This is a genomic window from Bacteroides sp. ET489, from assembly GCF_030518095.1.
GTDB lineage: Bacteria > Bacteroidota > Bacteroidia > Bacteroidales > Bacteroidaceae > Bacteroides > Bacteroides ndongoniae.
Genome location: NZ_JAULLJ010000007.1, coordinates 88,202 through 112,917 on the forward strand (window position 1 = coordinate 88,202; position 24,716 = coordinate 112,917).

The 24,716-nt window shown below is 47.9% G+C and carries 25 protein-coding genes; 2 read left to right on the top strand and 23 right to left on the bottom strand.

The features are described 5' to 3' along the window. Positions 1–158 precede the first annotated feature (158 nt). Both Q3C19_RS05825 and Q3C19_RS05830 read right to left on the bottom strand, forming a co-directional pair. Positions 159–1,100 (bottom strand): hypothetical protein, encoded by a 942-nt coding sequence (locus tag Q3C19_RS05825; protein WP_302727835.1) that lies wholly within the window; start codon positions 1,098–1,100, stop codon positions 159–161. 51 nt (positions 1,101–1,151) lie between these two features. Then, the gene (locus Q3C19_RS05830) at positions 1,152–1,697 is read right to left on the bottom strand and encodes a hypothetical protein (RefSeq protein ID WP_302727837.1); all 546 of its coding nucleotides are present in this window, start codon (positions 1,695–1,697) and stop codon (positions 1,152–1,154) included. Positions 1,698–1,975: 278 nt separating this feature from the next. Between Q3C19_RS05830 and Q3C19_RS05835 the strand changes: the two genes are divergently transcribed. Both Q3C19_RS05835 and Q3C19_RS05840 read left to right on the top strand, forming a co-directional pair. Further along, a complete protein-coding gene (locus Q3C19_RS05835) occupies positions 1,976–2,161 on the top strand; it encodes a type II toxin-antitoxin system HicA family toxin (RefSeq protein ID WP_302727839.1) in 186 nt (61 codons plus the stop codon). Positions 2,162–2,253: 92 nt separating this feature from the next. Next, positions 2,254–2,664 (top strand): type II toxin-antitoxin system HicB family antitoxin, encoded by a 411-nt coding sequence (locus Q3C19_RS05840; RefSeq protein WP_302727841.1) that lies wholly within the window; start codon positions 2,254–2,256, stop codon positions 2,662–2,664. Between the two features lie 56 nt (positions 2,665–2,720). Here the strand turns inward: Q3C19_RS05840 and Q3C19_RS05845 are convergent, their stop codons facing one another. The 21 genes from Q3C19_RS05845 to Q3C19_RS05945 form a co-directional block, all read right to left on the bottom strand. Beyond that, entirely contained in the window at positions 2,721–4,499 is a 1,779-nt protein-coding gene (locus Q3C19_RS05845) for a hypothetical protein (RefSeq protein ID WP_302727843.1), read from the bottom strand. Beyond that, positions 4,492–8,034 (bottom strand): phage tail tape measure protein, encoded by a 3,543-nt coding sequence (locus Q3C19_RS05850; RefSeq protein WP_302727845.1) that lies wholly within the window; start codon positions 8,032–8,034, stop codon positions 4,492–4,494. The genes Q3C19_RS05845 and Q3C19_RS05850 overlap by 8 nt, the downstream gene beginning before the upstream one ends. Further along, positions 8,027–8,590, bottom strand: a complete 564-nt coding sequence (locus tag Q3C19_RS05855) for a hypothetical protein (protein WP_302727847.1) — start codon at positions 8,588–8,590, stop codon at positions 8,027–8,029. Before Q3C19_RS05855 ends, Q3C19_RS05850 begins: the two co-directional genes overlap by 8 nt. Positions 8,591–8,675: 85 nt before the next feature. Then, positions 8,676–9,197, bottom strand: a complete 522-nt coding sequence (locus Q3C19_RS05860; protein ID WP_302727849.1) for a glycoside hydrolase family 108 protein — start codon at positions 9,195–9,197, stop codon at positions 8,676–8,678. Position 9,198: 1 nt separating this feature from the next. Further along, positions 9,199–9,480, bottom strand: coding sequence for a hypothetical protein (locus tag Q3C19_RS05865; RefSeq protein WP_302727851.1), 282 nt, complete (start codon positions 9,478–9,480; stop codon positions 9,199–9,201). Positions 9,481–9,925: 445 nt separating this feature from the next. After that, complete coding sequence (locus tag Q3C19_RS05870) at positions 9,926–12,916, bottom strand: S9 family peptidase (RefSeq protein ID WP_302727853.1); 2,991 nt, start codon at positions 12,914–12,916, stop codon at positions 9,926–9,928. An 11-nt stretch (positions 12,917–12,927) separates the two neighbouring features. Continuing rightward, entirely contained in the window at positions 12,928–13,404 is a 477-nt protein-coding gene (locus Q3C19_RS05875) for a hypothetical protein (RefSeq protein ID WP_302727855.1), read from the bottom strand. Further along, positions 13,401–14,195 carry a hypothetical protein gene (locus tag Q3C19_RS05880; protein ID WP_302727857.1) on the bottom strand — a complete coding sequence of 265 codons (795 nt, stop codon included), beginning with the start codon at positions 14,193–14,195 and terminating at the stop codon, positions 13,401–13,403. Before Q3C19_RS05880 ends, Q3C19_RS05875 begins: the two co-directional genes overlap by 4 nt. Beyond that, positions 14,192–15,181, bottom strand: coding sequence for a DUF6712 family protein (locus Q3C19_RS05885; RefSeq protein WP_302727859.1), 990 nt, complete (start codon positions 15,179–15,181; stop codon positions 14,192–14,194). The genes Q3C19_RS05880 and Q3C19_RS05885 overlap by 4 nt, the downstream gene beginning before the upstream one ends. A gap of 37 nt (positions 15,182–15,218) precedes the next feature. Next, positions 15,219–16,574, bottom strand: a complete 1,356-nt coding sequence (locus Q3C19_RS05890; protein ID WP_302727861.1) for a hypothetical protein — start codon at positions 16,572–16,574, stop codon at positions 15,219–15,221. 1 nt (position 16,575) lies between these two features. Beyond that, positions 16,576–16,854, bottom strand: a complete 279-nt coding sequence (locus Q3C19_RS05895; protein WP_276864317.1) for a hypothetical protein — start codon at positions 16,852–16,854, stop codon at positions 16,576–16,578. 3 nt (positions 16,855–16,857) lie between these two features. After that, positions 16,858–17,937 carry a hypothetical protein gene (locus tag Q3C19_RS05900; RefSeq protein WP_302727865.1) on the bottom strand — a complete coding sequence of 360 codons (1,080 nt, stop codon included), beginning with the start codon at positions 17,935–17,937 and terminating at the stop codon, positions 16,858–16,860. Next, complete coding sequence (locus Q3C19_RS05905) at positions 17,931–18,269, bottom strand: hypothetical protein (protein WP_302727867.1); 339 nt, start codon at positions 18,267–18,269, stop codon at positions 17,931–17,933. The genes Q3C19_RS05900 and Q3C19_RS05905 overlap by 7 nt, the downstream gene beginning before the upstream one ends. Positions 18,270–18,411: 142 nt before the next feature. Beyond that, positions 18,412–18,969 carry a phage holin family protein gene (locus tag Q3C19_RS05910; RefSeq protein ID WP_302727869.1) on the bottom strand — a complete coding sequence of 186 codons (558 nt, stop codon included), beginning with the start codon at positions 18,967–18,969 and terminating at the stop codon, positions 18,412–18,414. 160 nt (positions 18,970–19,129) lie between these two features. Next, positions 19,130–19,738 (bottom strand): RadC family protein, encoded by a 609-nt coding sequence (locus tag Q3C19_RS05915; RefSeq protein WP_302727871.1) that lies wholly within the window; start codon positions 19,736–19,738, stop codon positions 19,130–19,132. Positions 19,739–19,749: 11 nt separating this feature from the next. Further along, positions 19,750–20,319 carry a phosphoribosyltransferase gene (locus tag Q3C19_RS05920; RefSeq protein WP_302727873.1) on the bottom strand — a complete coding sequence of 190 codons (570 nt, stop codon included), beginning with the start codon at positions 20,317–20,319 and terminating at the stop codon, positions 19,750–19,752. Between the two features lie 849 nt (positions 20,320–21,168). Beyond that, positions 21,169–22,893 (bottom strand): hypothetical protein, encoded by a 1,725-nt coding sequence (locus tag Q3C19_RS05925; protein ID WP_276864308.1) that lies wholly within the window; start codon positions 22,891–22,893, stop codon positions 21,169–21,171. Beyond that, positions 22,893–23,108 (bottom strand): hypothetical protein, encoded by a 216-nt coding sequence (locus tag Q3C19_RS05930; RefSeq protein WP_302727875.1) that lies wholly within the window; start codon positions 23,106–23,108, stop codon positions 22,893–22,895. Before Q3C19_RS05930 ends, Q3C19_RS05925 begins: the two co-directional genes overlap by 1 nt. Before the next feature lie 136 nt (positions 23,109–23,244). Further along, positions 23,245–23,850: a hypothetical protein gene (locus Q3C19_RS05935; protein WP_276864305.1), complete on the bottom strand. Its 606-nt coding sequence runs from the start codon at positions 23,848–23,850 to the stop codon at positions 23,245–23,247. Continuing rightward, a complete protein-coding gene (locus tag Q3C19_RS05940) occupies positions 23,843–24,127 on the bottom strand; it encodes a hypothetical protein (protein WP_302727878.1) in 285 nt (94 codons plus the stop codon). The genes Q3C19_RS05935 and Q3C19_RS05940 overlap by 8 nt, the downstream gene beginning before the upstream one ends. After that, positions 24,102–24,716, bottom strand: a complete 615-nt coding sequence (locus Q3C19_RS05945; RefSeq protein ID WP_302727880.1) for a hypothetical protein — start codon at positions 24,714–24,716, stop codon at positions 24,102–24,104. Before Q3C19_RS05945 ends, Q3C19_RS05940 begins: the two co-directional genes overlap by 26 nt.

Below are 24,716 nucleotides of genomic sequence, written 5' to 3' on the forward strand. Positions count from 1 at the left end.
CAGGTGAACGATTGAAACACCTGAACCCGACTGACTACGGGTTGCACTGAGGTAAGGGGTTCATGTTAAGCGTTTTTTTCTGGCAGTGGCGAAGGTAGGTAGTTTTTTTCATATTAACAAAAAAAGCGGAGTCTTTTGAAAACTCCGCTTCAGTTTTATCATTTAATATCTGACAATTTGGTAAATGTATTTGTTTCGTAATCTATATGATACCCATTATCCGTCACTCCAGCATAAGCCATTTCAGAATTTCCGTTCAGATAAATCTGCACCACTTTCTTTTGAATGTCAAATGCTTTAATTAATTCTTTTACTTGTTTGGGACTTAATTTGGATTCAGTAGTAATAATTATACCTGTCGGATGGAACAGGACTACGATACATTTTATTCCATCTATGGTGGCCTCACTACCCTTTTTCAATTCATCTGGTACGTTTTCCGTATATCCATCATAGAAAGAGCGTTTTTTATTGACAGCCATTTTAAGCATACCATATTCAGCATACAAGAACGAACTTATGTTATCTGTCTTTAAGTTGAAGTCGCATATATCGGAGCTTACTTCCAACCTCATTTTCTCTATGCCGCCCTTGAAATATTCCATTTCTTCTTCAGTGATGGAATAAGTTGGGACAATGGAATATGCTGTTGATACAACACCACTCATAGTGTATGTATCACCTATCATGTCTTCTCTAAAATTATCCGATTTTAGGCTTAACACCTTCCCGCTTTTGAATTTAATCAGTAGTGGAGCTCCCTTACGAACATCCAATCCTCTACCACTACGAATAAGATAAAAAGATAAAGAGTACACTGTATCAGAAACTGTTGCGAGAGCTTGCATACAAACCTTACCTTTAATACCGTTATTATCGATTCCATTTGCATCAATATCTCTCGGACCACCAATCAGAAACCTGTTATTAAATCCGTCTATCATATCTTTTGCAATGTGTGGTTCTGATTTAGTTGGATTTCTAAAAAAATCAAATAATCCCATTTTCTTTTGGGATGCTTGGGAACCGTTCTGTGATGTTTGCGCACCTACCCCTATAAGCGATAGTAGCATCGTCATTAATAATAAAACTCGTTTCATATTCAGTAATTTATGGCAAATTTTCGGATTATGAATACTTATAAAATCTTATTAATTAATACCTAATATTGAGAGAATAAAACCTGATAATACTGCGATCGTAACGCCAATTACAATTTCATAAACAATACTTTTTTTATTATTTTTCTTGTTACTATTATTACTCTTATACTTATGTTTGCTAATATCTTTAGCAATAAGAACCTGTGGGGTATAAGGTCTTATTTTGATAAATAACGAACATGCAATCAAAGCTATACCTATAAAGAAAATTAGTACAGAATTTAAATTCCACAGATTTTTTCCATTATACATCAGAAATAAAGCCATTGTTGATATGAAAGCACCACCAATCCTCATGAGATGAACAATCCCACAGAATAAGAAAACAATGATTGCCAATAAATATTCTCCTATCACTGCAATAATAGCAGATGCAGAGTTGGCTGCAGATGGTTCAATTTCAGCTTGGCATGACGTTAAAAGCAACGGAAGTATGCAAACAAGTAGAAGTTTGCTCGTCATCAGTTCATTCAACTCATTCACAGATTCTGCTATCTGCGAGATTGTTTCTTTGATAAAGTCTTTCAGTTCCATATAATAAAAACGGCCAGTTCCTTATGCCGTGCGCCCACCGGAACCACCCGGAACCCGATTGACTACGGGTTACACGACATAAGGAACCGACAATACAGGTTTGTTTTGGGCAATGGCAAAGATAAAAAAATCTGTCGGGAAAACGCATACCAAAGATAAATGATATGAAAATTAATATCAAAACGCTTGTAAATGATATTAATATTCGTATCTTTGCATCGTGAAAATTGAGTGTCACATAATTATTTTTAAAACGATTAAAAAGGAAGGAGGCCGGAGTGAAGTACAATGAGCTTGAAAGGCAATTAAAGAAAGCTGGTTGTAAACTGGTGGATGACGGGGGCAGGCATCCGACATGGTTTAGTCCGAAAACAGGAAAGTATTTTCAGACAAGCCATCACAAATCAGAGGAGGTGAAGCCTGGTACTTTGAAAAGTATCAAGAGGGATGCGGGGATTGATTAATCCCCACCTCTCATCACATCATATTTTTTTATTTTATTTATTATATTATACTCTTGATAAATCAATTATCAAGTCAAATTGACACACGAATTATGGAAAGAAGAAAAATCAATGTTCTTATTGAACGAGGGGTTGACGGCACCTATTCAGCCTTCATTGCTGACAACAACTGCGAATTCGGTTGTATCGGAGAAGGAAAGAGCGTTGAAGAAACAAAAAAAGATTTCTTGGCTGCCGTTGACGAAATGAAAGAAGTGTATCACAAAAATGGAAAAGAGTTTCCTGATGTAGAGTTTAATTTCACCTATGACGTAGCGTCTTTTCTTAATTATTATGCCTACGCTTTTACATTGGCGGGGTTGGCGCGTATTACTGGCGTCAATCAAGGGCAGTTGAGTCACTATGTCACCGGAAGAAGAAAACCCTCTAAAACCACTGTGGAAAAGATTGAGCAATCTCTGCATGCGTTTGCAAATGAGATAGGCGAAATCAAATTTGTATAACCCCAAAATGTGCAATAAAATGGATAATCCCGCCGAGAACAAACGGCGGGATTTTTTTATTCTATCCGATAGAACGTCCCCTTCATCACCTTGTCCAGTCCATCGGGAGTAACGCTGGCCTCGATCTTTTCGCAAAGGTACTTCTTGTTGGCAATGAGGAACACCTTGTTCACGTCCGGCAGGCGGTCGGAAAGAAAGCTGATGGTGAACGGTATGTTGGAGCGGAATATTTTCAGTTCGGCAAGGCGCCTACCAAGGCTGTCGGGGCAAACATCGTGCAGACTCAGCGAATAAGGACGAAAGTCGGTGGTCTGATTGCCGGGCTTCAGGTTGTAGTCGGTGAAAGGAAGTGCGTACTGCCAAGGGTACGTCTGACCCTGATAGGTGACGTTCATGGTGACCCACTCGCCGGTGCTGAAGGCCACCTCCATCGTCGTGTTCTTCTCTTGCTTTTCGGGCAGTTCTACTTCGCCCTCAATAGCCTGCTGGATGTCGAACTGTTCATCGTTGACCACCGTGACATGATAGCCAACCTTAGGCAGATAGACATTGAGCGGAGCAAAAGGAGCCACAAAACCGTAATCGTAAGGCGACGACCACAGGCCGATGTTGTACCACACCATCTGTGCCGGGACAATTCGCAACGTCGTATCGGTGCCGGTGTCGTCGGCATTGCGCACCAAGTCGTCGTACAGATTCACTTCGAGCAAAGAATCGGTGCCCGAGTCGTTGCGGTAGTTGATGTAATAGCGTTCGCCCGCACAGAACATCACTGTTTTGCGTTCGTCGGCATCCATCGAAGTCCACGCCTGGCTGAACTGGTCGTAACTGTCGAAGTAGCGTTTCACGGCACGTTCGAATATCACCCGATCCATTTTCAAGTATCCGTTGTCGCTGTGCGAAGGAAGGTCGTAACCCACATTGCCGTCGGTCAGGTTCTTGTCGCCAATCTCCTCCTCTATCTCGGTTTCGAACTCATCGAGCAGCTTCGATGCAGGGATAACCGTCATGTCGTCGTCGCGAAAATAGGCGTTCAACGGAACCAGGCGTACGGTCTTGGTGATTTCATCGACCACGGTGACCACCATCAGGAAGCGTTCCAGTTCGTCGAAAAATTCCGATATCGTCCAGTGCGGAAGGGCCTGTGCTATCTTGCGTGTGCTGACGGAGTTGCACACATAGACATTGCGCAGGAAGTTGCCATCGAAAAAGCTCTCGTCGAGTACGTAGCCGAATGCCTGCACCACCTTGCGGATGACAACCAGCAGATAGGGCTGCACACAGCGTTGCCCATATACGGGTACCAGGGCGAATTTGTCGGTACCGAATTCGTACATATTATAGTTCTGCACCTTGTCCGATCCGTCGTTGTAAACAACCGGCAACCATACGACATCGACCTCGTCCACCGAACCGAAGTATTTCGACTTGTCGGAACCGGGCTTCCAGGTACGGTCGTGGTAAGAATCGGGATCGTCCACTGTGCCCAGATCCAACTCGTCGATGTAGATGTCTTCGTTGGTCAGGATGTTCAGTTCGGCATTGCCCGATACGAGCTGCACCTTGGCCACCTCGTCGCTGATGGAGAGCAGGACTGCACTACCGTTCAGCAGCGTCCGTGCTCCGGACAACAGCCGGGCTGGAAAAATAGTCTTCTGTTTGCCGACATCGAGACGGTGAATATTTCCGAAGATGCCACTGTTCTCGGGCATCGGCAGGTCGATGTCCAGCGAGTAGGCGGAGCTGCTGGTGAAGTACGGGTTCTCGCAGGTCAGTGCGATGCTGAAGTCGGCCGGCAGCCACGCCAGTCGGTTATTGATGTAGAGTTCAGTCATGGTTGCGGTGTCTTGATTTATTGTTCTGTATTTTTGTATATTCCTTCTGTGCCTCATTGATGCCGCCCTTGCCGGTCAGGTAGGTCTCGGCAGTGATTGGTTCGTCCAGCCGCTGCTTCAACCGCCGTAGCGTCCGAGTGCACTCGGCCAGCATGGCCGCCAGTGCGGGGTCGTTGGCAGTTGCCGTATTGCCGTCTCTGAAAGACATGGGTGCCGACGGTGCTGCCGACGCTCTGCTCCCGCTGGCCACGGCTGCAATGTCATCAGCCGTCAGGTTGGCCACATTGCCGCTACGTTGTGCCACGTCGATCACGTCGAAGATGGGGCGCAGGTGTGGGTTGGCCACGGCAAATCGGTTGGCCACAAATTCATTGCTGTGCACCAGGCCCTGAGGCTGATCCCAGTCGCCTGATGGGGTGAAGCCGCCGGTGTAGAAGTTGCCGATGGCTCCCTTGACGGCGGCGAAAGCTGTTTCGATGGCGGCAATCTTGGCCAATGCCCCCAGTGCCTTTACGAATTTAAGGCGAATGATAGAGTCGGCTAAAACCTTGATGTAGGTCAGCCGGATGTATTGCTCGATGGCATTGACGGCAGTCAGCAGCAGCTGCTTCCACATGTTCTTCATGGCATCGTCCTGGGATTTCAGCAAATCACTCAAGGCATCGCCCAGATCCTGGCCGGCTGATGATACGATATTAACGTACATGTCGGCCATCCGTTTCTGCTTCTCGTACTGTTTACGCCGCTCGTTGGTCTCTTGCTCCATTTCATCCTTGGCATCCTTCAGATCGCGCTTCCGCATCTCTTCGCGAATTTTGTTCTTCTCCTCCTCGCTGACGGTAGTATCATCCAGCACCTGCCGGAAGTATTCGTCCTGCAAGCGGCGTAGTTCTTCGTAAAAGTCTTCTTCGCTAGTACGTAGCTGATAGTGTTGCATAGTAGCCGATTCCACGGCAAGCTGGTACTGCTTTTGCAGGCGTGTGGACGTTTGCTTCGAGTTCTCCTCGGCTTCCTTCTCTTCCTGCTTGTGAAGATCATCGCGCAACTTTATTTGTGTGTCGAGAATCTGGTCTGCTATCTGCTGGCGTTCTTTCGGTTCCAGTCCGGCCACACGTAGTTTGTCGTTCAGCAGGGCCAGTTCCGCGTCCTGCATCTGTCGGTTGTATTCGGTTTGCGTCATCTTGTCGTCGTCCAGGTATTTCTTCTTGATGGCGGCAATGCGACGGTAATAGGCGGCTTCGGCGGCGGCGAACTTGTCGGGGTCGGTGTCGCTTCCATTGACGGTACTGGTATTAATACGGGTTGCTGTTACGGTCACTTCGGGCAGCTTGTTTTTCTTCTGCACCGGCATCCAGCTGGCGAACTTGCTTTCTACCTTTGACAATTCGCTATTCATATTATATACACTACGAATGAAGTCCTCCATGTCGCTGCTGAATCCGTTGGCGATGGAGTTGCCTCCAAGATATTTGGCTTTGATGGTATGCCATGCCTGACCGAAGGCATCCTGCCACTTCATGCCTGCTGAATAGAATTCGTTCGTAATCTGCTTCACATCATTGATGGCCATCATGGCAAGCTCGTTGCTGCCCAAGCTCTTCACCAAGTCGGTGCGCATCTCTTCGACGGCATCTACCTGTGTTTTGGCGGCTTCGGCGGTAATCTTGCCGATTTCCTCGTTCTTGTACTTCAGGGCAATCTGCGACACGATGGTATCGTTAATGCGCTTATAGGCATCGTTGATATCGTCCAGGCTGCTCTTCTCGGTCAGCAGATTGGGCAGATAAGTCCCATATTTGTCGTTAATCTGCTGGATGATGTCGCGCCTATCCTGCGATCCTTCGGTGGTTCTCTTCAGGGCGGAAAACAACCCGTCCAAGGCTACCTGTTCGTTGGTCATTTCGCCGTACATTTCCTTCAGGTTCTTGGTGGACTCACTGCTACGGGTGGCTAAGAGATATACTGCTCCAGCGGCGGCTGTGATGAGCGAAACAAACAATCCGACGGGGTTGGCCTTGATTGCAGTACTGAAAAGTCTCCACGCCTTTGTGGCGGTCGTAATGCGTCCGGTCAGCAGGTTTTTGGCGGCAGCCAGCAACAGGGTGGAGTTTCGTAGCGTCTTGTTCCACATGTTTTGCAGCTTCGATGCGGCGACATCGAGCAGTTTTGCATCCTTCAGTCTGGTTTGCCACAGGGTCGCTGCCTTTGTGGCGGCGGTGTATGCTACTACGGGGGCCAGCATGGTAACGAAAGTCATCGCGTACTTCTGCAGCCAGTCTATCAGGTCAGGTAGCACCTTCAGTAGATTCGTCGCCAGATTCGTGCTGACCGTGAACGCCGGATTCAGCTTCTCGCCCAGCTCGATGGCGGCCAACTTCATCTTGTTACGGGCCTGATCAAGGGCAGCAGCAGCGGTATTGCTGTTGATGGCGGCCTGCTCGTAGGCGATGTTGGTGTCGGTGACGGCGGCTGTGTACTGCTTCACCTTGTCGATGTTCTGCATGATGACACTAGCCACGTTGTAGCCCTCTTCGCCGAACATGTCCTTGATGGCTTTCGCGCCCATGTTCTTGGCGGCCAAGTTATCCAGTGCCTGGTTCAGGCCCACGATTTTCGGATTGACGTCGTCGGCACCCGTCTGCAGCACCAGGAAGAACTTCTTCAGACCGGTACCCGCCACTTCGTCCTTGATGCCCTTCTCGGCCAACGTTTCGATAAGCCCCACCGTCTGCTCGATGCTGACGTTGGCGCTGGCGGCGGCCACACCGGCATTACGGATGGTACGTGCCTGGCTGGCGATGTTGGCTGCACCTTCTTTGGATCCGGCGGCCAGTACGTTGGCGAAGCGTCCCGCCTGGTCGGCCGCCGCGCCATACTGGTTGAGGGATAGCGTCAGGGCATCCACCGCCTCGCTGAGCTTGATATCCTTGGCTGCCGCCTGTAAGCGCATGGCTTCTTCGGTGACGGCGGCCAGTGCCTCTTTGTTACCCAGCAATTCGGGTTTGGCGGAGCCTACCAGCATGTAGGCGTCGAGAATCTCAGATGCCGACTGTCGTACACGCAGCCCCTCTTTGGTCATCGTAGTGGAAAGCTGCTTGGCCTGACGGGTAAGCCAGGTGATGCTATCGTCATCCAGCCCCGTCAGTGCCTTCAATCCGGCCTGCGACTCCTCCAGCTTGTTACGCTCGTCGCGGAAGGAACGCAGGGCAAGGGTTACGCCCGTCAGGAATCCTATGACGGTAACAATAATCCCACCAAAGCGGTTGAACCCATCCACCAATTTGCCTACGCTGATAGTAGATTTCTTCGTATCTTCGGTAACGCCACGGATTTCGTTGCGGTGTTCGCGCAAGATGCCCTTCAGATGCTGAATCTTCTGCATCTGTCGGTTGTATTCTTCGGATCCGATGGTCATTGAATTGAGCTGTTGAGTCAATTGTCGGCATTCCTTCTCAATATGATTCACGTTGTTGATTATCTCCTGACCATCAATGTACAGATAGACACCTCTCTTTTCAGATTTACTCTTAGCCATGTTTCTGAATCTTTAGTTTGTTAAATGTCTCCAGTATTTTCTTGAAAGCCTTATCTCCGTAATATTCACCGGATATATCGGCCAATTCAGTAATGTGCTGATTGATGACCCCGTCTATAAAGTCAACAGGTTTTCGTAAAACAGTAAACGACCCATTTATAAATGGAATCTTATAACCTTGTATTTCTTTATTAGAATATCCTTTTTTGATCAAAGCCTGCCGTATATCTGCACTTCTCCAGGTCCTCTTTTTTCGATTATACAGATTGTAGCCCCTTACCACTACTCCATTGATACGAGTATAACCACGTCCAACGCCATAGTGCACAAATACGCCGTACTGCTTGAACTTGAATGCTATACGGTTAATTTCATCCTCCGTTCCGCCTTCTGCATATCGAGTCTTTTTCTCCAGACTCCTGTTCAGTTCATCGGTTCCTTTGGTTCTGTAAGACAGAATGCTGCGAGACAGACTGATGATCGAGTCCATCCACCCTTCTACATTCTTCCGAAATTCCGGGGCACTGACCAACTTGCTTTTGTTTTCTTCTGCCATAAAAAAATGCCGTTAACTTTTCGCAAAGCTAACGGCCTGATGGAAATGGAAAAAGGACATCATTTTCGTGAGTTCACGAAATTGGTCAAGAGTGAAATTTGAAATCGTTGATACGGTTCAGCCATCCTTTGCGGAACACCTGTTGCGAGGGGTCGCGTGCACAAATCTCGTCAATGAAGCGAATGCGATCATCTTTGATGGCCTCGAACAATTGACGTTGGTTCGCCAGGTTGATGCTGGCAACCGTCTGCGGTCCTACGATACCATCCTCCTTAATCTGTAGCAAACGCTGTACTCGCTTGATACCATGAACACCAGATGCCCACAACCAATCAACACAAATATTAGCAATGGACTGGTTGTGAATATAGTCTGCCTGATATCGGTCCCAATAATGTTGCTTGAACACCTGGAATACATCGTCGGGAGTGATCAGACGGAGATCGTCAGCATCGATATCTCCGTCGCCGTCTTTATCGTAACCGCAGCTACGCCAGGTAGTAAGTGTAATACCCATGTTAGTTTTTCCGCCGCGGTCGGCCTCGTGGTCACTCCAGCCGCCTTCCCATTTGCGGATGATCTGAAAAAGGATTTCTGCTTTTGCCATATTAGAAAATGAGATAACAGATTGAATAAAATAGTGTGATAACTACAGGTATGAGTAAGAAATCAGCCGCCTTGCTCCAGTCTGGGTACCAAGTTTTCGCTGAAACTGTCGTGAGCAACAGGCAGATGGAAAACGCAGTCAGACAAGCAGCCAGCAGTGCCGGTTCGATGAAAAATGCAAATACGACAAGTGCAACAATTGTCACCAAAGAAAAAAGGACTGTACCACACATCAGTCGCTTCGGCCGATCTCCTTCGTTAAGAAATAGAATGATTTTTATCATAGTTAAAATAAGTTTGATTATATTTGCCTTAGCATATTAATGTTTTTCAATATTAATATTAGGGTTAACTAAAACAGGGGGACGCCGGGAGGCGAATCTCTGTTATTCCAGATGGTGCAGAGAATGATGTAGCCACTATCATTTATGTTACTATTATCCAACGATAGTCCATACAATCCGATGATCGACAGTCCACATTAGTATCAATATTTGCAAATACACTTGCTCGGTTTATTTCCTAGATCTAAATTTCATCCCTATGTCATCGCAATTTAATGTCACAAGTGTTTTAACTTAAAATCTTCTATAAATCCCGTACATTCTTCTCCTGTTTGGGTAAACAAGGTAACTACGCACATCATAAGTGCAACAAATAAAAATATAAATCTTTTCATAATTTTATGACGATTACCTGTACATCGTGATGTTTTTAAGTGTTTACATTTTACCATCCATTAAACCAATCTACTAATTCGGCATACGCTACTGGTATCTCAATCTCTGTATAATATTTAGTTTTATATTTCACCTTTGGCGCATTAACAGCATTATCTACAGCATGATGTTGCCCACAATTAGCTGGAAATTCTCTTATGTAACATATTCCTCCTGCTTTTTTTACCATATTCTGATAAAATCTCGATGTTGCTATCGGTACATTCACATCATCTATTGCATGCCATATTTTCAGCGGACAAAATGTTGTTTTATGTGCCTCATTTATGCTGTTGACGAGTAATTCATTACCTTCAAGAGCTTCTGTTGTAAGCGAGGTATTTATTATTTCGGAAGCTGTGTTTTTATGCTCAAGTCCAACTGTATTCAGCCACAAAGGATTGTACCCGACAAATTTATCAACATTGTCTAATATGTATTGTTTATCTTCGCTGGATGATATATAATCGCTAAACTCTCTGTTCAATCCTAATTGCTTGACCCAAAAATTAGTGCTCCTCGCTAAACAAATCTTCATGTTGGCAAATATATCCGTTGTTGGTGCAAGCCCAGCGGCAACCTTGACATGGAAAGGCTGTAATTGAGATAATAATATTGTTAAAATACCGCCACTACTTTTACCAAAAACATACACTCCGTCTGTTTTAATGTTGTAATTATTAGCTATATACTTATACAATGAAGTGTAGCAAGAAATACCTAATGGTGTTGGCCCATTGCCATCATATTCATTTTTATACTTGCTTGAAACAGCGCTACAATCTGCTACAGCATATCCATTATAAGCTATGAATCTCAAATATTCTCCATAACTTATGATAGATTGTTCTCCAAATGTATATCCTTCAGTTCCGTGACAGAATATTACGAGTGGTACTGGCTCTCCACTAACTGTATAATTTGGAGGCAAAATTAAAAATCCGTTATTATATACTCTTTCAGAATTATTTCCATGATATGATAAATCTTCGCTTACTTCATCAGTTATTGTTGGCAATTCAATTTCGTAAGATATGTATTTTTCCGTCGGTTTTTCAATGATATCGTTTTTAATAAATTCTAAATGATTTGCATGGTATTTCAGACGTACTTTTAATGCTCTGTTTTTTGTATAATTTATGGTTTTAAAGATTTCAAATTTCACAAGGTTGGTACCTTCCTTTAATTTAAATAAATCTTCTGAAGAAGTCTTGCCAAGGTAGGTAGTAGGATTTGAATAGCAATGTACATTTAAAGACTCAAGTTCAAATTCTTTTTCAACTAATTCTTCCCCATTATATTCGTAATATTTACCATCTTGCTTATTGTAATAAGCATATCCATCAACGTATGGAACTGTTTCGTATTGTTCTTGTTGGCCAAATACTGTACACATTCGTAATAATTTTGTGTCAGTGTTATAGTATATATCCCCTACTTTTGTCACTAAACCTGTGCCAAGAGTTCCGAATCCTACCAATTCAACGTCAGCTAACAATACATTGACAATTTCATCCCTATTTTGAACCACCAAAAAATTCGGTTGATTAAAATAATTTAAAAAAGCATCATCTATTGTTATAGCTCCAAGTGGTCTTCCAGTACTTTCTGAAATCTGTCCACCCTGCATTGTTATTACATCTTCAATATCGAATTGTTCGTAATTATTAACACTTACCAAATCATTACCATTCCATTTATAGCCAATTCCATTATAATAATACACAGCATCATATCTTAACGGAATTTTAACCGACAAAGATATTTCGCCATACATATTTTTTTCTACGGCCATTTTCAAAGCCTTCTCTTCTGTATTATAGTAAACTTCTCCCAGTCTTACTATTCTATTATTTGACCATCCTTTTCCTATGTTTTCCAGGTGTAATACACTGTATTTAACTACATCTAATGTACTGTTTAGAACATAGAGCATTTCTCCATTTTCATACCTATATATTGAATTGTTCGAATAATTATAATATAAGGTTATTCCGTCAAATGGAACTGTTGAAAATGTACCTGTGTATGGATTGGTATAAGAATCGCATCTCCTTAACAATTTTGTCGATGTGTTATAGAATATATCACCCTCTTTTGTGATGCCACCTCTTGCGGCGTCTTCGCCAAATCCAGTAATGCCTAATATATTGTATGAATCAATATTAGTTGTGTTTATACTTTTTATTTTCTCATCCAGCACCTTACCTTGCTCAGCAGCAAGAACCTTAACAGCTCCTACTTCTGATTCGCCACCATTCAGGTCATTTACGACAACTAAATCTTCAGTGTTACCGGTTACACCACTATTACCTTGCGGTCCTCTTGGCAAATTAAGGTCAAGAAATTGGTTAGGTGCATCTCCTCTAATTATAGCAGACGCTTCATCAGTACTATTAACTGTGCCAATCGTAATTGTGTTTGCTGGACCAGTTTCACCCTGTTTTCCTTTTATGTTTTTCAAATATATGATCAGCGTTGAACCTGACACGGACGCGCTACCAGAAGGTGTTCCAACTGCATCATCCACAGTCACATTGACTTGGCTAATAGCGTCTTGTTTTCCTTCAACTTCCTGCTTGGAAGGAATACCAAGATCATCCAGAGTTTTGTTTCCCTCAAGTGAAACATTGCCTATACTTGGCTTATTTTCTAGATCGTTGTAATTCGACGTACCACTCCCACCACCTTCATTTGCCGGGACACCAGTGTCGTGCCAAGCACCATCAACTACATCATACACATTACCCGGATATGGTTCACCTACCCAAGCTGTTTCTCCTTCTTTGGGTGTTGGATATTTAGCCTTCAGTTGTTCAAGTGTTTGAAAATATCCCTTGTGAGATTTAGAGACATTATCTATCCGTTCACTGTCTTCCTTCTGCTTCTCTACCATATCCACCAACTGCCCACCGACGAGTGAATGTGTATTGCTCTCCGGAAGTTCATTGTTCTTAATCTGTGTGGCGCCTGCCAGCAATTCTTCGTATGTTTTTGCCATAATCGTAGTGTTTAGGTAAATAGTTCTTTGCAGTTGATTGGTTTGTAGGGTTCATTGATCAGTACGGAAGCCATCACTCCATACTGAGAGTTGTCATGGTTGGCGATATATTCTACCTCTACCTGTTCCAGAGAGAAGGATAAACGGATTTTCCGAGACTTGCGGTCTTCAATAAGCTGGTTGAGGAAGCTGTCAAGGATGGCTTCGCAATGCACCAGGACATGATCTATCTCTTCGTAATCCGAGGTATCGGAAACATGTTCAACAATGAATAACAGGTATTCGCGAACCTTGGTGTACTGACCAGGAGAACCTCCATAATCGAAACCACTGCCACGGTCCACAAGGACTGCCGGATAGTGAAGCACACTGTCGATGGACGTATGCTTTGCCAGCTCGGATGACAGGAAATGTGTATGTCCGTCCACCTTGTCACGGATATCCACGTGCCTTTCAGCCAGATTCTCTATGTATTCTATAAAGTTCATTTCTTCTTGGTTTGGGCATCACGTATTTTTTTATTCAGTAGTCTGAAGGCTGTAGTTGCCGGCATCTGCTGGAACTTGTCCATCTGTGCCACATTGTCGCCAACGAATGCATCGAAGATGTCGAGCCAGTTGACCAACGGAGCGACAGGTTTCTTCTTCTGATCACCCAGACCTGGCTCTTTGTCCGAAAGCGGGAACAGCCAAGGAAACGAACGGGACAGCCATCGCTTGATGAACACGTAGTTCAGGAAAACGGCATATTTCTTTGTCATATCGATGTAGGCCACTTCCTGTATTCTTCGCTTCAGATTCAGCACCTTCGTATGCGAAAATACACCTTTTCGGTGGCTGGGCGGTAGGACAATAGTCTCACCCTTGCGCAGATAGAGCAAGGCTATGAAACGGTCTAGCAGTTCGGGCTTCTCCGCTCGTGCATAGCGATTGAATGCGGTATCAACCTGCATGAAATGTTCGAACGTCATGCCCTTCAGCCGGACACCTGGTGCCTGCAGATGCTCCAGTTCTGGCAGTATAAAATGGTCAAGATGGGTCCGGCAATCGCTGATGAACTCTGTGAGTTTCGTCAGGTTGTATAGTTGGTATTCATCAAGGCGTTGTACCGGCAGACGAAAGAAAGCGGCAAGGAACTGCTGCGATTTGATGCGTTGCAGATAGAGTTCAGCCACCAAAACAAACTGTTCGGGTGTCAGTTCCGTCCACGTTTCAGGAATCATACGCACCTTTCTGCGAAGGATACCCAGGCGTCGGTATTCAAGAACTGCTGTTTTCATGCCCAAAAGGTTCGTTTATGATCGTTATCCCTGTCAAAGACCCGCTGCGGATTGCCCGCGTGGAATTCGGGGAAGTGAGCACTGATGACCCGCTGAAGGGTACCCATGTACATGTCTGCGTCCGCCTTCAAGTTTTGTATCTGGATGGCGATACGGTCTGTTGATAACGGCTGTCGTTTCTCGTTGCCTTTCTCACCCGCTTCGACGGTGGTAAAGTAAAGGCCCCGGTCTGTCAAGCTACCGGTCTCCATCATCAACCGACGCACGGCCATGACTACAATATAGTTTGCGCATGCCTTACGGAGCATCTCGATGTGCTTTTTCTCTATCTCTTCTACCGGATCATTCAGCAAACTGTCGATGAGGTGATTGTACAAGTCTTCACCGATAGCCGGTATCAACAACATCGTTTCAACGAATTTGAGGTGCGTCTGCAGGCGGAGGAATACCAGCCGGCTGTTGTTAATGAACACTACATTGTTTACATCGGCTGTTGAGCGGATAATAGTAGATCGTTGGCTCTTGTAAGTATTCGAATCTGCAAATTCCGGGAAATCGGATATGTGCAGATACAGGAAGTCCAACATTTCGTCCAAGGCATTGAGCCCTTTGTTCTTATAGCTCTGACGCAGGTTGTCTTCCTGGTACTTATAGGCTGGCTTAAACGTACCGTTCTCGGACTCCTGACGCTGGAAACCGGCATCGGTGATTCGCACGCTGATGGCATCGAATTCATACCACAACGCCAAATTGGCATTGGCGCGCTGGGCAATACGGAGCAGTTCTTCTTCCGTATTTTGGGGCGTGTCGTTGTTATAGATTTCGACGAGCCGGGCTGAAAGGCTGGGACCCAACAGCGGTTTGAGGAAAAGGTTGAAAGCATTGTTCAGCGGTGTCTCCATCATGGCAAAGCTGACCGCTGTATTCACTTTGACGAAAGCTCGGATTTCTTCGGCTTTGTTCCAATTATGTTCGGAGAAGATCATTCGGTTAATGATTAATGGTTAATGATAAAGGGACTGATTAACTAAGGGTTTTCTTGGTGCCGCTTCCGCTGTCCAAGGTCACGAGGATGGTGTTGCGGAAGCGTAGTTCACAGTCGGGCATGCCGTTGATGCGGATATACAGCTCAATGGGATCGAGGATGTTCTGACGGTCTATCCAGGCGTTGGCGATGTTCACCAGGAAGGCTTCACGGATGTTGCTGCCACCTTGGTTCCCGGCGTAGGTTCCACCCGGCATACCGGCGCCCATCACATTCGGGTTCACCATCAGTGCGAAGAGGATTTCGCTGTTGGCGGCGGCAGACACCGGCAGGTTGTCGCTGCCCTGGTACTTGTTCTCCAGTGGCTTAATCTTCCACTCTTCTTCGATGCGCCCGTTGGCCTCGTTCACCGCGTACATGGAGAACAGGGGCTTTTCGGCATTGTCCGGACCGCAAAGGTTCATTTCCACCTGGTCCATGTATTTGTTGATTTCGACTTTCCGCTGTTCTGGGGTGTAGTCTTTGGCCGGGTACTTCTTCTCCCAGTAGCTGTATGGTATCTGCACGTGCCACTTCCAGGTAATTTGGTTCTGGTAGGCTTTCTTCAGGAAGTGAGGTATCAGATGGGCAATCTCCGTCCATCCGCACACAAAAGCCGGAAACCAAATCGGCATGCCGTACAAATCATCGTTACTCCAGCTGTCACGGACCGGCATGATGAAACCGTTCTTCATCTTTCCCGCGAATTTCAGCACTTCGAGATGCATTTCGGGGTCGAACTCGGACAGCACCTCCCATTTGCTGTACTGCCCCGCTCCGGGACGCTGCGGCCAGTAGCCGGAAACAATGCAGCGGCAGGAACCGTAGGCATCCATCTCGGAGTAACGACGGAACAAGGCATTTACCGGACTGACGCCTGCAAATGAATTGCCGGCAGCAGAGGGTACGAACTGCACTGCACCATTGCCGAATTTCAGATAGTCGCGCAAAACCTTCTCCATGTAGCGGCGCACCTGGCGGGAAGCTACAAACTTCTGCACCCGGCTGTCTGTTACGGGATCCAGCAGTTCGTTGCCATTGTCGTCGAAACCTTTCACCCGGCAGGGATAGATACCTTGCCCCAGCGTCAGGTTACGCAGGAACTTCAGTCCGGTGTTAAGCACGCTGGTACCGGCTATCTCGCGTTCTGCAATCTGGGGGAAGTCGTTACCAGCACCCCAGGGTCGAACCTTCACGCCGTCGATGTCGATGTAGCTGTTCTCGTTCAGATCATACGGCATCAGTATCTTCAGACGTTCATTTGCCTGGTTGGCAGGCAGGCCGGACGTTTCGCCAAAGACGTACGTGCTCTGCATCAGTAGAGGAATGCCCTCCTTGTTGTACAATATTTCCATATCACAAAATCACTTTCATTCGGTTATACTCCAGTATCAGGTCAATGTTCACGGGGTACGGGTGCCCTTCCGGGTTGCCCTTGCAGTCGCAGGGCTGTACGCCGCGCAGCTGGTTCTCCTTCATGTTCATGCGGCCCGCTCCGCAAGCATAAGCCTGGGGAATGAAGTAGAGTTTCCCCTCCTTGCTGACGAACTTCACGGAGAAGATTCGCCGGCGGCCGCGTTCGTCGGTACGGATATCCATGTCCGACAACATCAGGTTTCGTCTTATCGTTTCCATATCTTAGTCAAATGTATAGTCAAACGTTTGGTCGAAAATCCGGCCTTTCAGCGGATTGGTACGGACAAACCGCCCGCTCGGACGGATGGCCGGACGGAAGGTCAGCGACACGCTGATGCGTTCGTTGCCGATGCGCTGGTGCGAGAAGTCGATGTCTGTAATGACGACGGGGATGTTGCGTCCGTCTTCCAGCAGTCGGATGTCGGGCGACTCCAGCATGTCCATCAGGCTGTCGTACTTGTCGGGCTGCATGTATCCGGAATTGACGGTACGGCTGTCCGTCAGCTTCACGTTAATCTGCTTCTCACGCTGCAGCAGACGGACGGTTTCGCTCTCCAGCTCGGGTTCTTCGGTCTGCAGGCCCAACATAGTGATGGTTTCAGGCAGACCGAAGCAGTTATAGTACAGAAAGGTGGTCTGCCGACGGTAATTACGGCGGTCCATTACGTACTTCACTTGGTCGGAAGCACCTGCTGCAGTAGTTGAAGTAACAATATAATATAGAATACTTTCTTCCACGATTCCTGCAAACAATGATACACGTTTCGGAGATACGCGTAAACATACCGGTCCCAACATACCTGTTGTAGTAAAATTCTTCACTGTATATTTCGCCATGCCATTCTGCAAATAGGCCACACCTAATCGGACTTGTATACCATCGGTAGCATAGAACGAAAAGAACTCTTCCCTACCAGAAGCAGTTGCGACTGTTTTATACCTGTTCAATATGACATTGTCACCTACAGCCCCTCCCACCATTTTTCTGCTGTAATAGACCGTAACATTCAGATTCAATTCACCAGAACTATCTTTTGCATGTATCGTGGCCTTCAGAGCTGAACAGAATGTAGATTCGGGTATACCTGAAATATCAGTAAATGAAAAATACGGCAAGAACAATGCAGGCAGATCGTATATGACCACCCGTTTGGATTCGTCGGGATAATAGGTTTCTTTCAATATTTCCCCAAACTTATTCAGAGAAATATCCACTTCAACCCGCTCTATCACGTTATTCAAAGTGAGTTCTTCTATATCATAGAGGAAAAACTGCGCATTATCCAATATATCCGCTACCATTGCCACAACGTTTTTTGCACGCCAACTACCGGCGTACGGTTAATGAAATCATATCCGGCACGGAACTCCCACGACTTACGACGGTAGCCGGCCATAACCGCACAGAGCCCGCGCCCCATGTCGGCGCCTAGCGTCAGAGCATTGTCATGAACCACCGGCTGCTGGTAGTTGACCACCACCTGGCGGTCCAGCAGACGGTTCTGGCCGACTACGTCTGTCAGTTCTACCCGCAGGTATGGCCGCTGGATGATGGTATCACGATAATGCCGCTCGCTGAAGTAGTCGGCCAGGATGACAGCCGTGTCCACCTGTGCCGGGACTTCGTGCTTCACGACCACCGGCACGCTGATGACATCGACCAGTGTGTCGGTGATCTCCAGCGTCACGCCAGGCGGAACGGCGGTGACGGAGCGGCGGGACGTGCACCGGCCCAACACGAAAGCCAGCGTAACAATAGCGCCCATCAGGATGTATCTACTGGTCTGTGTCATGACGTTTCCGCTTGAAGTGTTCAGTCATTTCGCCCCAAAGGTCGGCCACCTTGTTGATGAGTTCGTCCTTGGGTTTCCCGTCGATGACGGCCAGGTTCTCCAGAATGCTGGTCAGATGCTCCACGCAGAACCAGGTCATCACGAAAAACTTCACCACGCTGAAGAAGAAGGTGCCGATGGTGTGATAGATGAATTCTTCCTGCAGGAGGCATTCTTTATAGAAGGCATGTACGATGTAGATAATGGTGAGCCAGATGCCCAGCTTGATGATGCAGCGCGAGAAGCGGAAAGATTCGAAGGGGATACCCTGCCGTCGGCTGGCCCGGATGCCGGTGCGCATTTCCGTCGCGATGGCTACGAGCATGGTCACGGCCAGGAACGGGCTTAGACCGAGCCATTGGGTGACAAAAGCCGCCACGGCACTCAACGAGATGGCGGGTACCTGCAGGCCATATTTGAACGAAGGGGCTACGGAAAGCAGGAAATCGGAGATGCTTTCGTAGCCGTAGGTGCTCAGGTATTTGGAAAAGAGGCGTACCATGTTGTTTTTTCAGCAAAAATAAGGCGCTTGGAGACTGAAGGATAGGACACAAATCCCATCCGTGGTTGAAGGAACGGGAATCAACCATAACCTCTATATGGGGCCCCTTCGTTTGCGAGCGTGCGAGCAAACGAAGGGGGCGCCCTTGGCAGGCACCACCTTACAAAATTCCTTCATCACTGAAACTATAATAGCTATTATGACCGATTATTACATGGTCGTGCAAGTGAATGCGGAAAATTTCCGCTGCCCTTCGGATTGCCTCCGTTATTCGCCGGTCATCTGTACTAGGCTGTATATTCCCACTCGGATGATTATGAATAACAATAAATGTACTTGCTGCCACTTCCACCAACTTGCGCATGATTAAGCGTATATCTACAGGAGTGTTACAGATACCTCCCATCGTGGTGCGGACGGTATCTATCACCCGCCCCGCCTGATTTAACGGCATGAGCCAAAATTCCTCATTGTCAAGGTCGCACAAAAGCGGTTGCATGATGTCGAAAACATCCCTGCTGTTGTGTATTGTTTTCCTCTTGTCACGAGCTGTATTGCGTCTCTTGTATAGTTCTACGGCTGCCATCGCTATCCGCCTACGGTGAGGTGTCAGGCTATTGAATAACCGTTCCAAACGGTATTCACCCGTCCACTCCTCCGACACTGTTGGCTTGTTTGTCAGTTCGCATATTAACTCATTGTCTGTAATTTCACGCCAATCATCAAACAAGGAAAGCTGTATTCCTCCGTTTTTCTTCGTCTTCTTCATTGCTCAAAAATTTAATTGTTACCTAAAATTGTTTTACCCAGAAAATAACCGCCCAAAACTTCCGCTCCCATCTTTTCAAGTGCGCACGCAAATCGGGCGTAACTGTGGCCTTGTGTCAGTACGTCGTCGAACACCAAACACTGCTTTCCCTTGAAGAAGTCCTTATCGAAATGAATGACTTCAGCCTCCCGTACCACCTTGCGACCTTTCGCCTCGTGTATAGCTAAGCGACCGCCCTCAATGGTGATTGCATTGTAGGCATTTTTGCAGCCTGTCAGCCTCGCCACTTCTTCGGCGAAAACCTTGTAACGTGCTTCGTTCTTCTCGCCGCTGCTGGCAGGAATACATACCAGCGTCAGGTTTTCAACACCTGTCCCAAACTGCTCCCGCATTCTCTTGGCTACCATCTCGGCCACCTTGACACTCCGCTTTCCGTCCTTAAAGTCCCATATCATGCGACGGATAGCCCACTCTCTTTTTCTTGCCTCGTAGTGCGTAGGTAAATAATCAAAGAACGTTACCATAAATTTAGACCACTGTTTTTTCCAATCTTCGGGAATGATAAATTTTCTTGTTGACATGATTGTAAATATTTAGAAATTTGAATTTATTCTTGAACCTTGAGCCGTGGGTGTGAGCCTTTTGTGTCTCGTTTTCCCTGAACGACTTTTTTTTTTATTCCGTCGCCTGTCGCGCGCGGTATGTTTCGCCTTTTTTACGCTGCATCAAAAGGTGTTGTAAGGAGCAAGAGCAAGTTTTCTCCCAAAACTGGAAGCCTGAATACAACCCGAAGGGTGGAGATTTTTTGGAGAACCATAGCCCGAACTTGAGCCAGTGACGTCAACATTTACCTTTGCAGCACAAAAAGCGAATGCCGTGTGCCAGGTGAATGGATAAACAGGAGTGAAGGACGAAGAAAACGAGTGGAAGACAGAAGCGCCGAGCTTACCGCTCTGCCTTGTCGATGCCATCTTTGTACAGATTCAGCGTAGCCTGTACGACGATGGGGATTGACAGGGTGGAATATCCGGTCACGGCATCATCCGAAGCGGTGACCCCTGCGTGGACGTTCTAACTATTTCAGAAAGGTCACTTTCTACCTTGTAACGCGAAAAATCCGTGCGGCTAAGTTTTGCCAGCGCTGTATGAAATACAGCATCGGGGGAAGCGTGCCGTGCGGATTTTTCGCGCGATTTTTAACAAACGTTATAAAATTACTAATTTGCTGATTAACTGTTTTCTAACCCCCTGCTGTCCGTCCGAATGGGACAGAAACGGAAGTTTCTGCCGACCGCGCCCTATCCCGTGCCGCAAAAGCTATCGCAATAAATAAGGAAATATGATACACGGGGTACCCCCCTCGGCCTGTCTTGTGCCAGCTGCGCTGTCCTCTGTACGGGACATGGTGTTGCGATAAGGATTGCGATGTTTCAGATGCGGGCATCTACGAAGATGCTGCCCTGACGGAGGATGTGACCGTACTTGGTCCAGATGCGTTTGTCAACCGCATCACCGAAGTGTGTGGCTTCTTCGGGCAGGATGGACTGGTTGCGCTCGCTGCGCTTGTCCTTCTCGAAACGTCCGTCCTTCTCGATGACACGGGTATTGTTCATGGAGATGAGCGTGTACTTGCACTTCGAGCCGTTGAACCGCTTCTTGGGGAAGCGCTCGTCTTTCTCGGCCAGGATGCTTGCCCACAGCAGGAACTTGTCGTGCTGCGGCGGCTCCATGCCGGCGTGCGTGTGCTGCTCCACGGTCCAGCCGTGACTCTCCAGCCGCTCGATGGCCAGCTGGTTGTACGACTTCTTGGCGTTGGCACGACGGGCATCGCCGTAGCGGTCGCGATAGTAGTGCACATGCTTATTGAGGTGGTTGCGATAGTAATGGCAGAACTTGTCCATAAGGGCGTTGACCATGGTATCGTCTTCTTCGTCACGCTTGACGAAGAACTCGTTGATATTGGTGTCCACGGGGTCGCGCGTCAGCTGACCGGTGACGAAGTCGTAGTTGCGCTCCTGCGCCACTTCGAGGAAGCTGGCGGCACTGCCCCAGTCGGGCGTGATTTCGATGGGCTGCGTGGGGCTGCAGTCCAGGTCGCGGCGGCTGTCGTCGTTGTTGGCCAGCTGCTGCCAGTCGTAACGGGTGTCTTCGGCAAAGTCGCGTATGAAGCTGTCGTTGGTGGCGTTGTAGTAGATGTGGCGTTCGTCCAGCTGGTAGTAGCAGGAGTCTATCTTGTCCACCATATAGTTCAGGATTTCGATCATGAACGACAGTTTGTCCATCACCTTGTACTGGTTCAGGATGTACTGCATGCCCACGTTGGCAATGTTGTCGAAGATGGAGCCCAGGATGAACAGCGTACCGTCGCGCGATACAAAGGGAGTGATGCTCTGGCGCAGGCGGACGGTTTCGTTCCAGATTTCCCGGAACAGGCCGACGTCGCCGGCCTGTCGGGCGTCGATGAGCTGCATCTGCAGGCGGACAATCTTGTTCCAGACCTCGAAGAGCCGGATGCCGCGTTCGTCCTCGTAGTAGCGGGCAGGTTCCAGCAGCCACTTCTGTTCGGGCGTGTAGGGCATGGACGAGAGGAAGGTGTTGCCATGGTGTTTGAATACCGGCCGTGCAGACTTTCGGCCGAAGATGTGTTCGTTGCCACGGTTGGTCGGCGCGGCTTCCTGGTCGAATTTCACTTTGTCCAATGTCAAGGCCTCGTCGGTGATGTTGTAGTCGGCATTCGGGCCACGGCTGTTGCCGCCTTGGGTCAGGATGTAAAGCATGTGCCCGTTGCTGAAGGAAATGGCGTACTCGAAGGACATGATGTGTTCGTAGGGACGCAGCCAGCCCTCGACAGGGCGGCGGCATACCACGTAGTCGCCCACCTTCTGCACGGGATCCCACTGGCGGTATCCCAGCATCTCCAGCATCTTGAAGGCCGATGGCAGGGTCTTTGTGAGAGCCTGGCCGATGGTGGCCTGCGTCAGGGTGGTAATACCGCGTGGCATGGTTCGGATGTTGTCGTCTATCACGGCACCGGTGATGAACGACTTACCCGTGGCACGCGAGTAGATGACATAGCCGTTGCGGTAGGGCTGCACCAGGAAAGCGGCCTGTGCGGGGTTTACGCGTATGACTTCCTCCCAAACGTTCTCTTCCATTACCAGCGCGGAAAGATGATGTAGTTGGACTCTTTGTCGGAGGTCATGCGGGGCATGGGCTGCCCGGTATCTTCGAGCAGCTGCTTCACTTCGTCCGGCCGGAACTTGTGTCCGACGGTACAAATGATGTTGGTCTTGCTTACGGTCACCAGGTCGATGTGCTTTTGATCAACGAGGTAGCCTATCAGGCGTTTGTTGGTCAGTTTCTTTTTCATACGCTTTGTTTTTTTAGTTACGAGCTACGGGCTACGAGCTACAAGCTACGAGTTACAGGCTACGAGCTACGAGTTACGGGCTACGAGTTCTGCCGCATGGCACTTTGTAGCTTGTAGCTCGTCCCTCGTAGCTATTTCAGCTGTTCATCAACTCTTCGGCCTGTGCGTCGTCGATGGGCTGATACATGCTGTCGATAAGTATCTTCTGTTCTTCAGCTGTCAGGTTCTTGACGGCTTCGAGCGGCAGGTTGATGGGCTGGCCCTGATTGTTGATCTGAATGTAGAACACGTTTTTCTCCATGCGGCGCGGGTCTTCGATGGCGGCAGGGCGTTCGCCAATCATCTGGTGAAGCACCTTCTTGGCGTTGTTCCACTGCTTCAGGTCGCCCCGCAGTTTGCAGTCGCGGATGAGCTGCACCTGGTCCTTGATCATCCAGGAGAACCAGAAGTCCCAGTCGAATTCGTGCTGCGTCTTGAAAACATCTTTGGCCAAGGCAATGTCGCGGCGGATCTGCGCCCGGCTGATGCGGTACTTGGCCAGCATGATGTTGATGATGTGGCTTTCGTTGGGGTATTCGTCCAGCAGGCGGGCAACCTGAAGCACGCGGTTGCACTGCTCCTGCAGGTGTTGTGGCAGGGGTGAATGTTCCGGGTCGATGATGTGCTGCTGGATAAGCTCGTAGGATTGCTCTTCGAGCGCAGCACGGCTCTTGCGTTGCGTGGTCAGGTCGTTGTTACTCATAGTCGATGAACTGTTGTTGCTGTTTGATGAACTTGATCAGCTCCTGTTGCGCAGGGTTGCTGCCATTCTTGGCCGATTTGATAAGGGATGCACGCACCTCTATCAGCTGCCGGATATACCCCCGGTAGAAGGAAATCCGGGCCTGTGTGCCTGCCGTCCGTATCTGTTCGATAAACTCCTGTTCGTCCACACCGATGTTGACGGCAATCAGTCCCGGCTGAATCAGGTGGTAGGCCATCTTCTCCACTTCGTCACATTGTTCCTTGGTCAAATTCATCACTCAACATTTTATAGTCAAAGTCAAAAACATCTTCGGATGTATGGATAATGCCCCGCTCCAGCTTGGGATTGTGCGTGGCGTTCTGGCTGCCAACTACCGTAATCTGCCATCGATCGTTGTAAACCAGTGCTACCTTGGCATGCAGCGCCAGGCAGCGGTAACATCCCGGGAAAGAATTCACGAGGAAGTCGAATGGTTTGGGCGAGATGCTTCGCACCCGGTTGTCAATCAGAAAACGAACCGAAAGCAATTCACCACTATCAACCTTTCGGCGCAGGGCTGCGATGCTGTCCATGGAGACGGAATAAGTGGTCAGGAACAGGTGTGCCGGACCGGTCTGCTTTAGCAGGTAGAACAGCAACTGAATGAGGTTGAAGGATCCTGAAGAATAGAAGTGTTTGGTCTGTCCTTTTACAAGCTGCCCCAGGGCATCAGGATGCAACAGCTTTCCGGCAACGATATCATCGTCGGAAGCTGCCGCATCCTGTCGGCGGATGTTGCCCGTCGGGTAACCGTTTCCCTGCGTAGGACTTACTACTTCATCCGCCAGCATCTTATTCTCTATCTCGCTGCAACAGACCAACAT

Excerpts from the sequence above, each read along its gene's own strand:
- Q3C19_RS05825 (WP_302727835.1), bottom strand. The coding sequence starts at position 1,100 with ATGAAACGAGTTTTATTATTAATGACGATGCTACTATCGCTTATAGGG.
- Q3C19_RS05830 (WP_302727837.1), bottom strand. The coding sequence starts at position 1,697 with ATGGAACTGAAAGACTTTATCAAAGAAACAATCTCGCAGATAGCAGAA.
- Q3C19_RS05840 (WP_302727841.1), top strand. The coding sequence starts at position 2,254 with ATGGAAAGAAGAAAAATCAATGTTCTTATTGAACGAGGGGTTGACGGC.
- Q3C19_RS05845 (WP_302727843.1), bottom strand. The coding sequence starts at position 4,499 with ATGACTGAACTCTACATCAATAACCGACTGGCGTGGCTGCCGGCCGAC.
- Q3C19_RS05850 (WP_302727845.1), bottom strand. The coding sequence starts at position 8,034 with ATGGCTAAGAGTAAATCTGAAAAGAGAGGTGTCTATCTGTACATTGAT.
- Q3C19_RS05855 (WP_302727847.1), bottom strand. The coding sequence starts at position 8,590 with ATGGCAGAAGAAAACAAAAGCAAGTTGGTCAGTGCCCCGGAATTTCGG.
- Q3C19_RS05860 (WP_302727849.1), bottom strand. The coding sequence starts at position 9,197 with ATGGCAAAAGCAGAAATCCTTTTTCAGATCATCCGCAAATGGGAAGGC.
- Q3C19_RS05865 (WP_302727851.1), bottom strand. The coding sequence starts at position 9,480 with ATGATAAAAATCATTCTATTTCTTAACGAAGGAGATCGGCCGAAGCGA.
- Q3C19_RS05870 (WP_302727853.1), bottom strand. The coding sequence starts at position 12,916 with ATGGCAAAAACATACGAAGAATTGCTGGCAGGCGCCACACAGATTAAG.
- Q3C19_RS05875 (WP_302727855.1), bottom strand. The coding sequence starts at position 13,404 with ATGAACTTTATAGAATACATAGAGAATCTGGCTGAAAGGCACGTGGAT.
- Q3C19_RS05880 (WP_302727857.1), bottom strand. The coding sequence starts at position 14,195 with ATGAAAACAGCAGTTCTTGAATACCGACGCCTGGGTATCCTTCGCAGA.
- Q3C19_RS05885 (WP_302727859.1), bottom strand. The coding sequence starts at position 15,181 with ATGATCTTCTCCGAACATAATTGGAACAAAGCCGAAGAAATCCGAGCT.
- Q3C19_RS05890 (WP_302727861.1), bottom strand. The coding sequence starts at position 16,574 with ATGGAAATATTGTACAACAAGGAGGGCATTCCTCTACTGATGCAGAGC.
- Q3C19_RS05895 (WP_276864317.1), bottom strand. The coding sequence starts at position 16,854 with ATGGAAACGATAAGACGAAACCTGATGTTGTCGGACATGGATATCCGT.
- Q3C19_RS05900 (WP_302727865.1), bottom strand. The coding sequence starts at position 17,937 with ATGGTAGCGGATATATTGGATAATGCGCAGTTTTTCCTCTATGATATA.
- Q3C19_RS05910 (WP_302727869.1), bottom strand. The coding sequence starts at position 18,969 with ATGGTACGCCTCTTTTCCAAATACCTGAGCACCTACGGCTACGAAAGC.
- Q3C19_RS05915 (WP_302727871.1), bottom strand. The coding sequence starts at position 19,738 with ATGAAGAAGACGAAGAAAAACGGAGGAATACAGCTTTCCTTGTTTGAT.
- Q3C19_RS05920 (WP_302727873.1), bottom strand. The coding sequence starts at position 20,319 with ATGTCAACAAGAAAATTTATCATTCCCGAAGATTGGAAAAAACAGTGG.
- Q3C19_RS05925 (WP_276864308.1), bottom strand. The coding sequence starts at position 22,893 with ATGGAAGAGAACGTTTGGGAGGAAGTCATACGCGTAAACCCCGCACAG.
- Q3C19_RS05930 (WP_302727875.1), bottom strand. The coding sequence starts at position 23,108 with ATGAAAAAGAAACTGACCAACAAACGCCTGATAGGCTACCTCGTTGAT.
- Q3C19_RS05935 (WP_276864305.1), bottom strand. The coding sequence starts at position 23,850 with ATGAGTAACAACGACCTGACCACGCAACGCAAGAGCCGTGCTGCGCTC.
- Q3C19_RS05940 (WP_302727878.1), bottom strand. The coding sequence starts at position 24,127 with ATGAATTTGACCAAGGAACAATGTGACGAAGTGGAGAAGATGGCCTAC.
- Q3C19_RS05945 (WP_302727880.1), bottom strand. The coding sequence starts at position 24,716 with ATGTTGGTCTGTTGCAGCGAGATAGAGAATAAGATGCTGGCGGATGAA.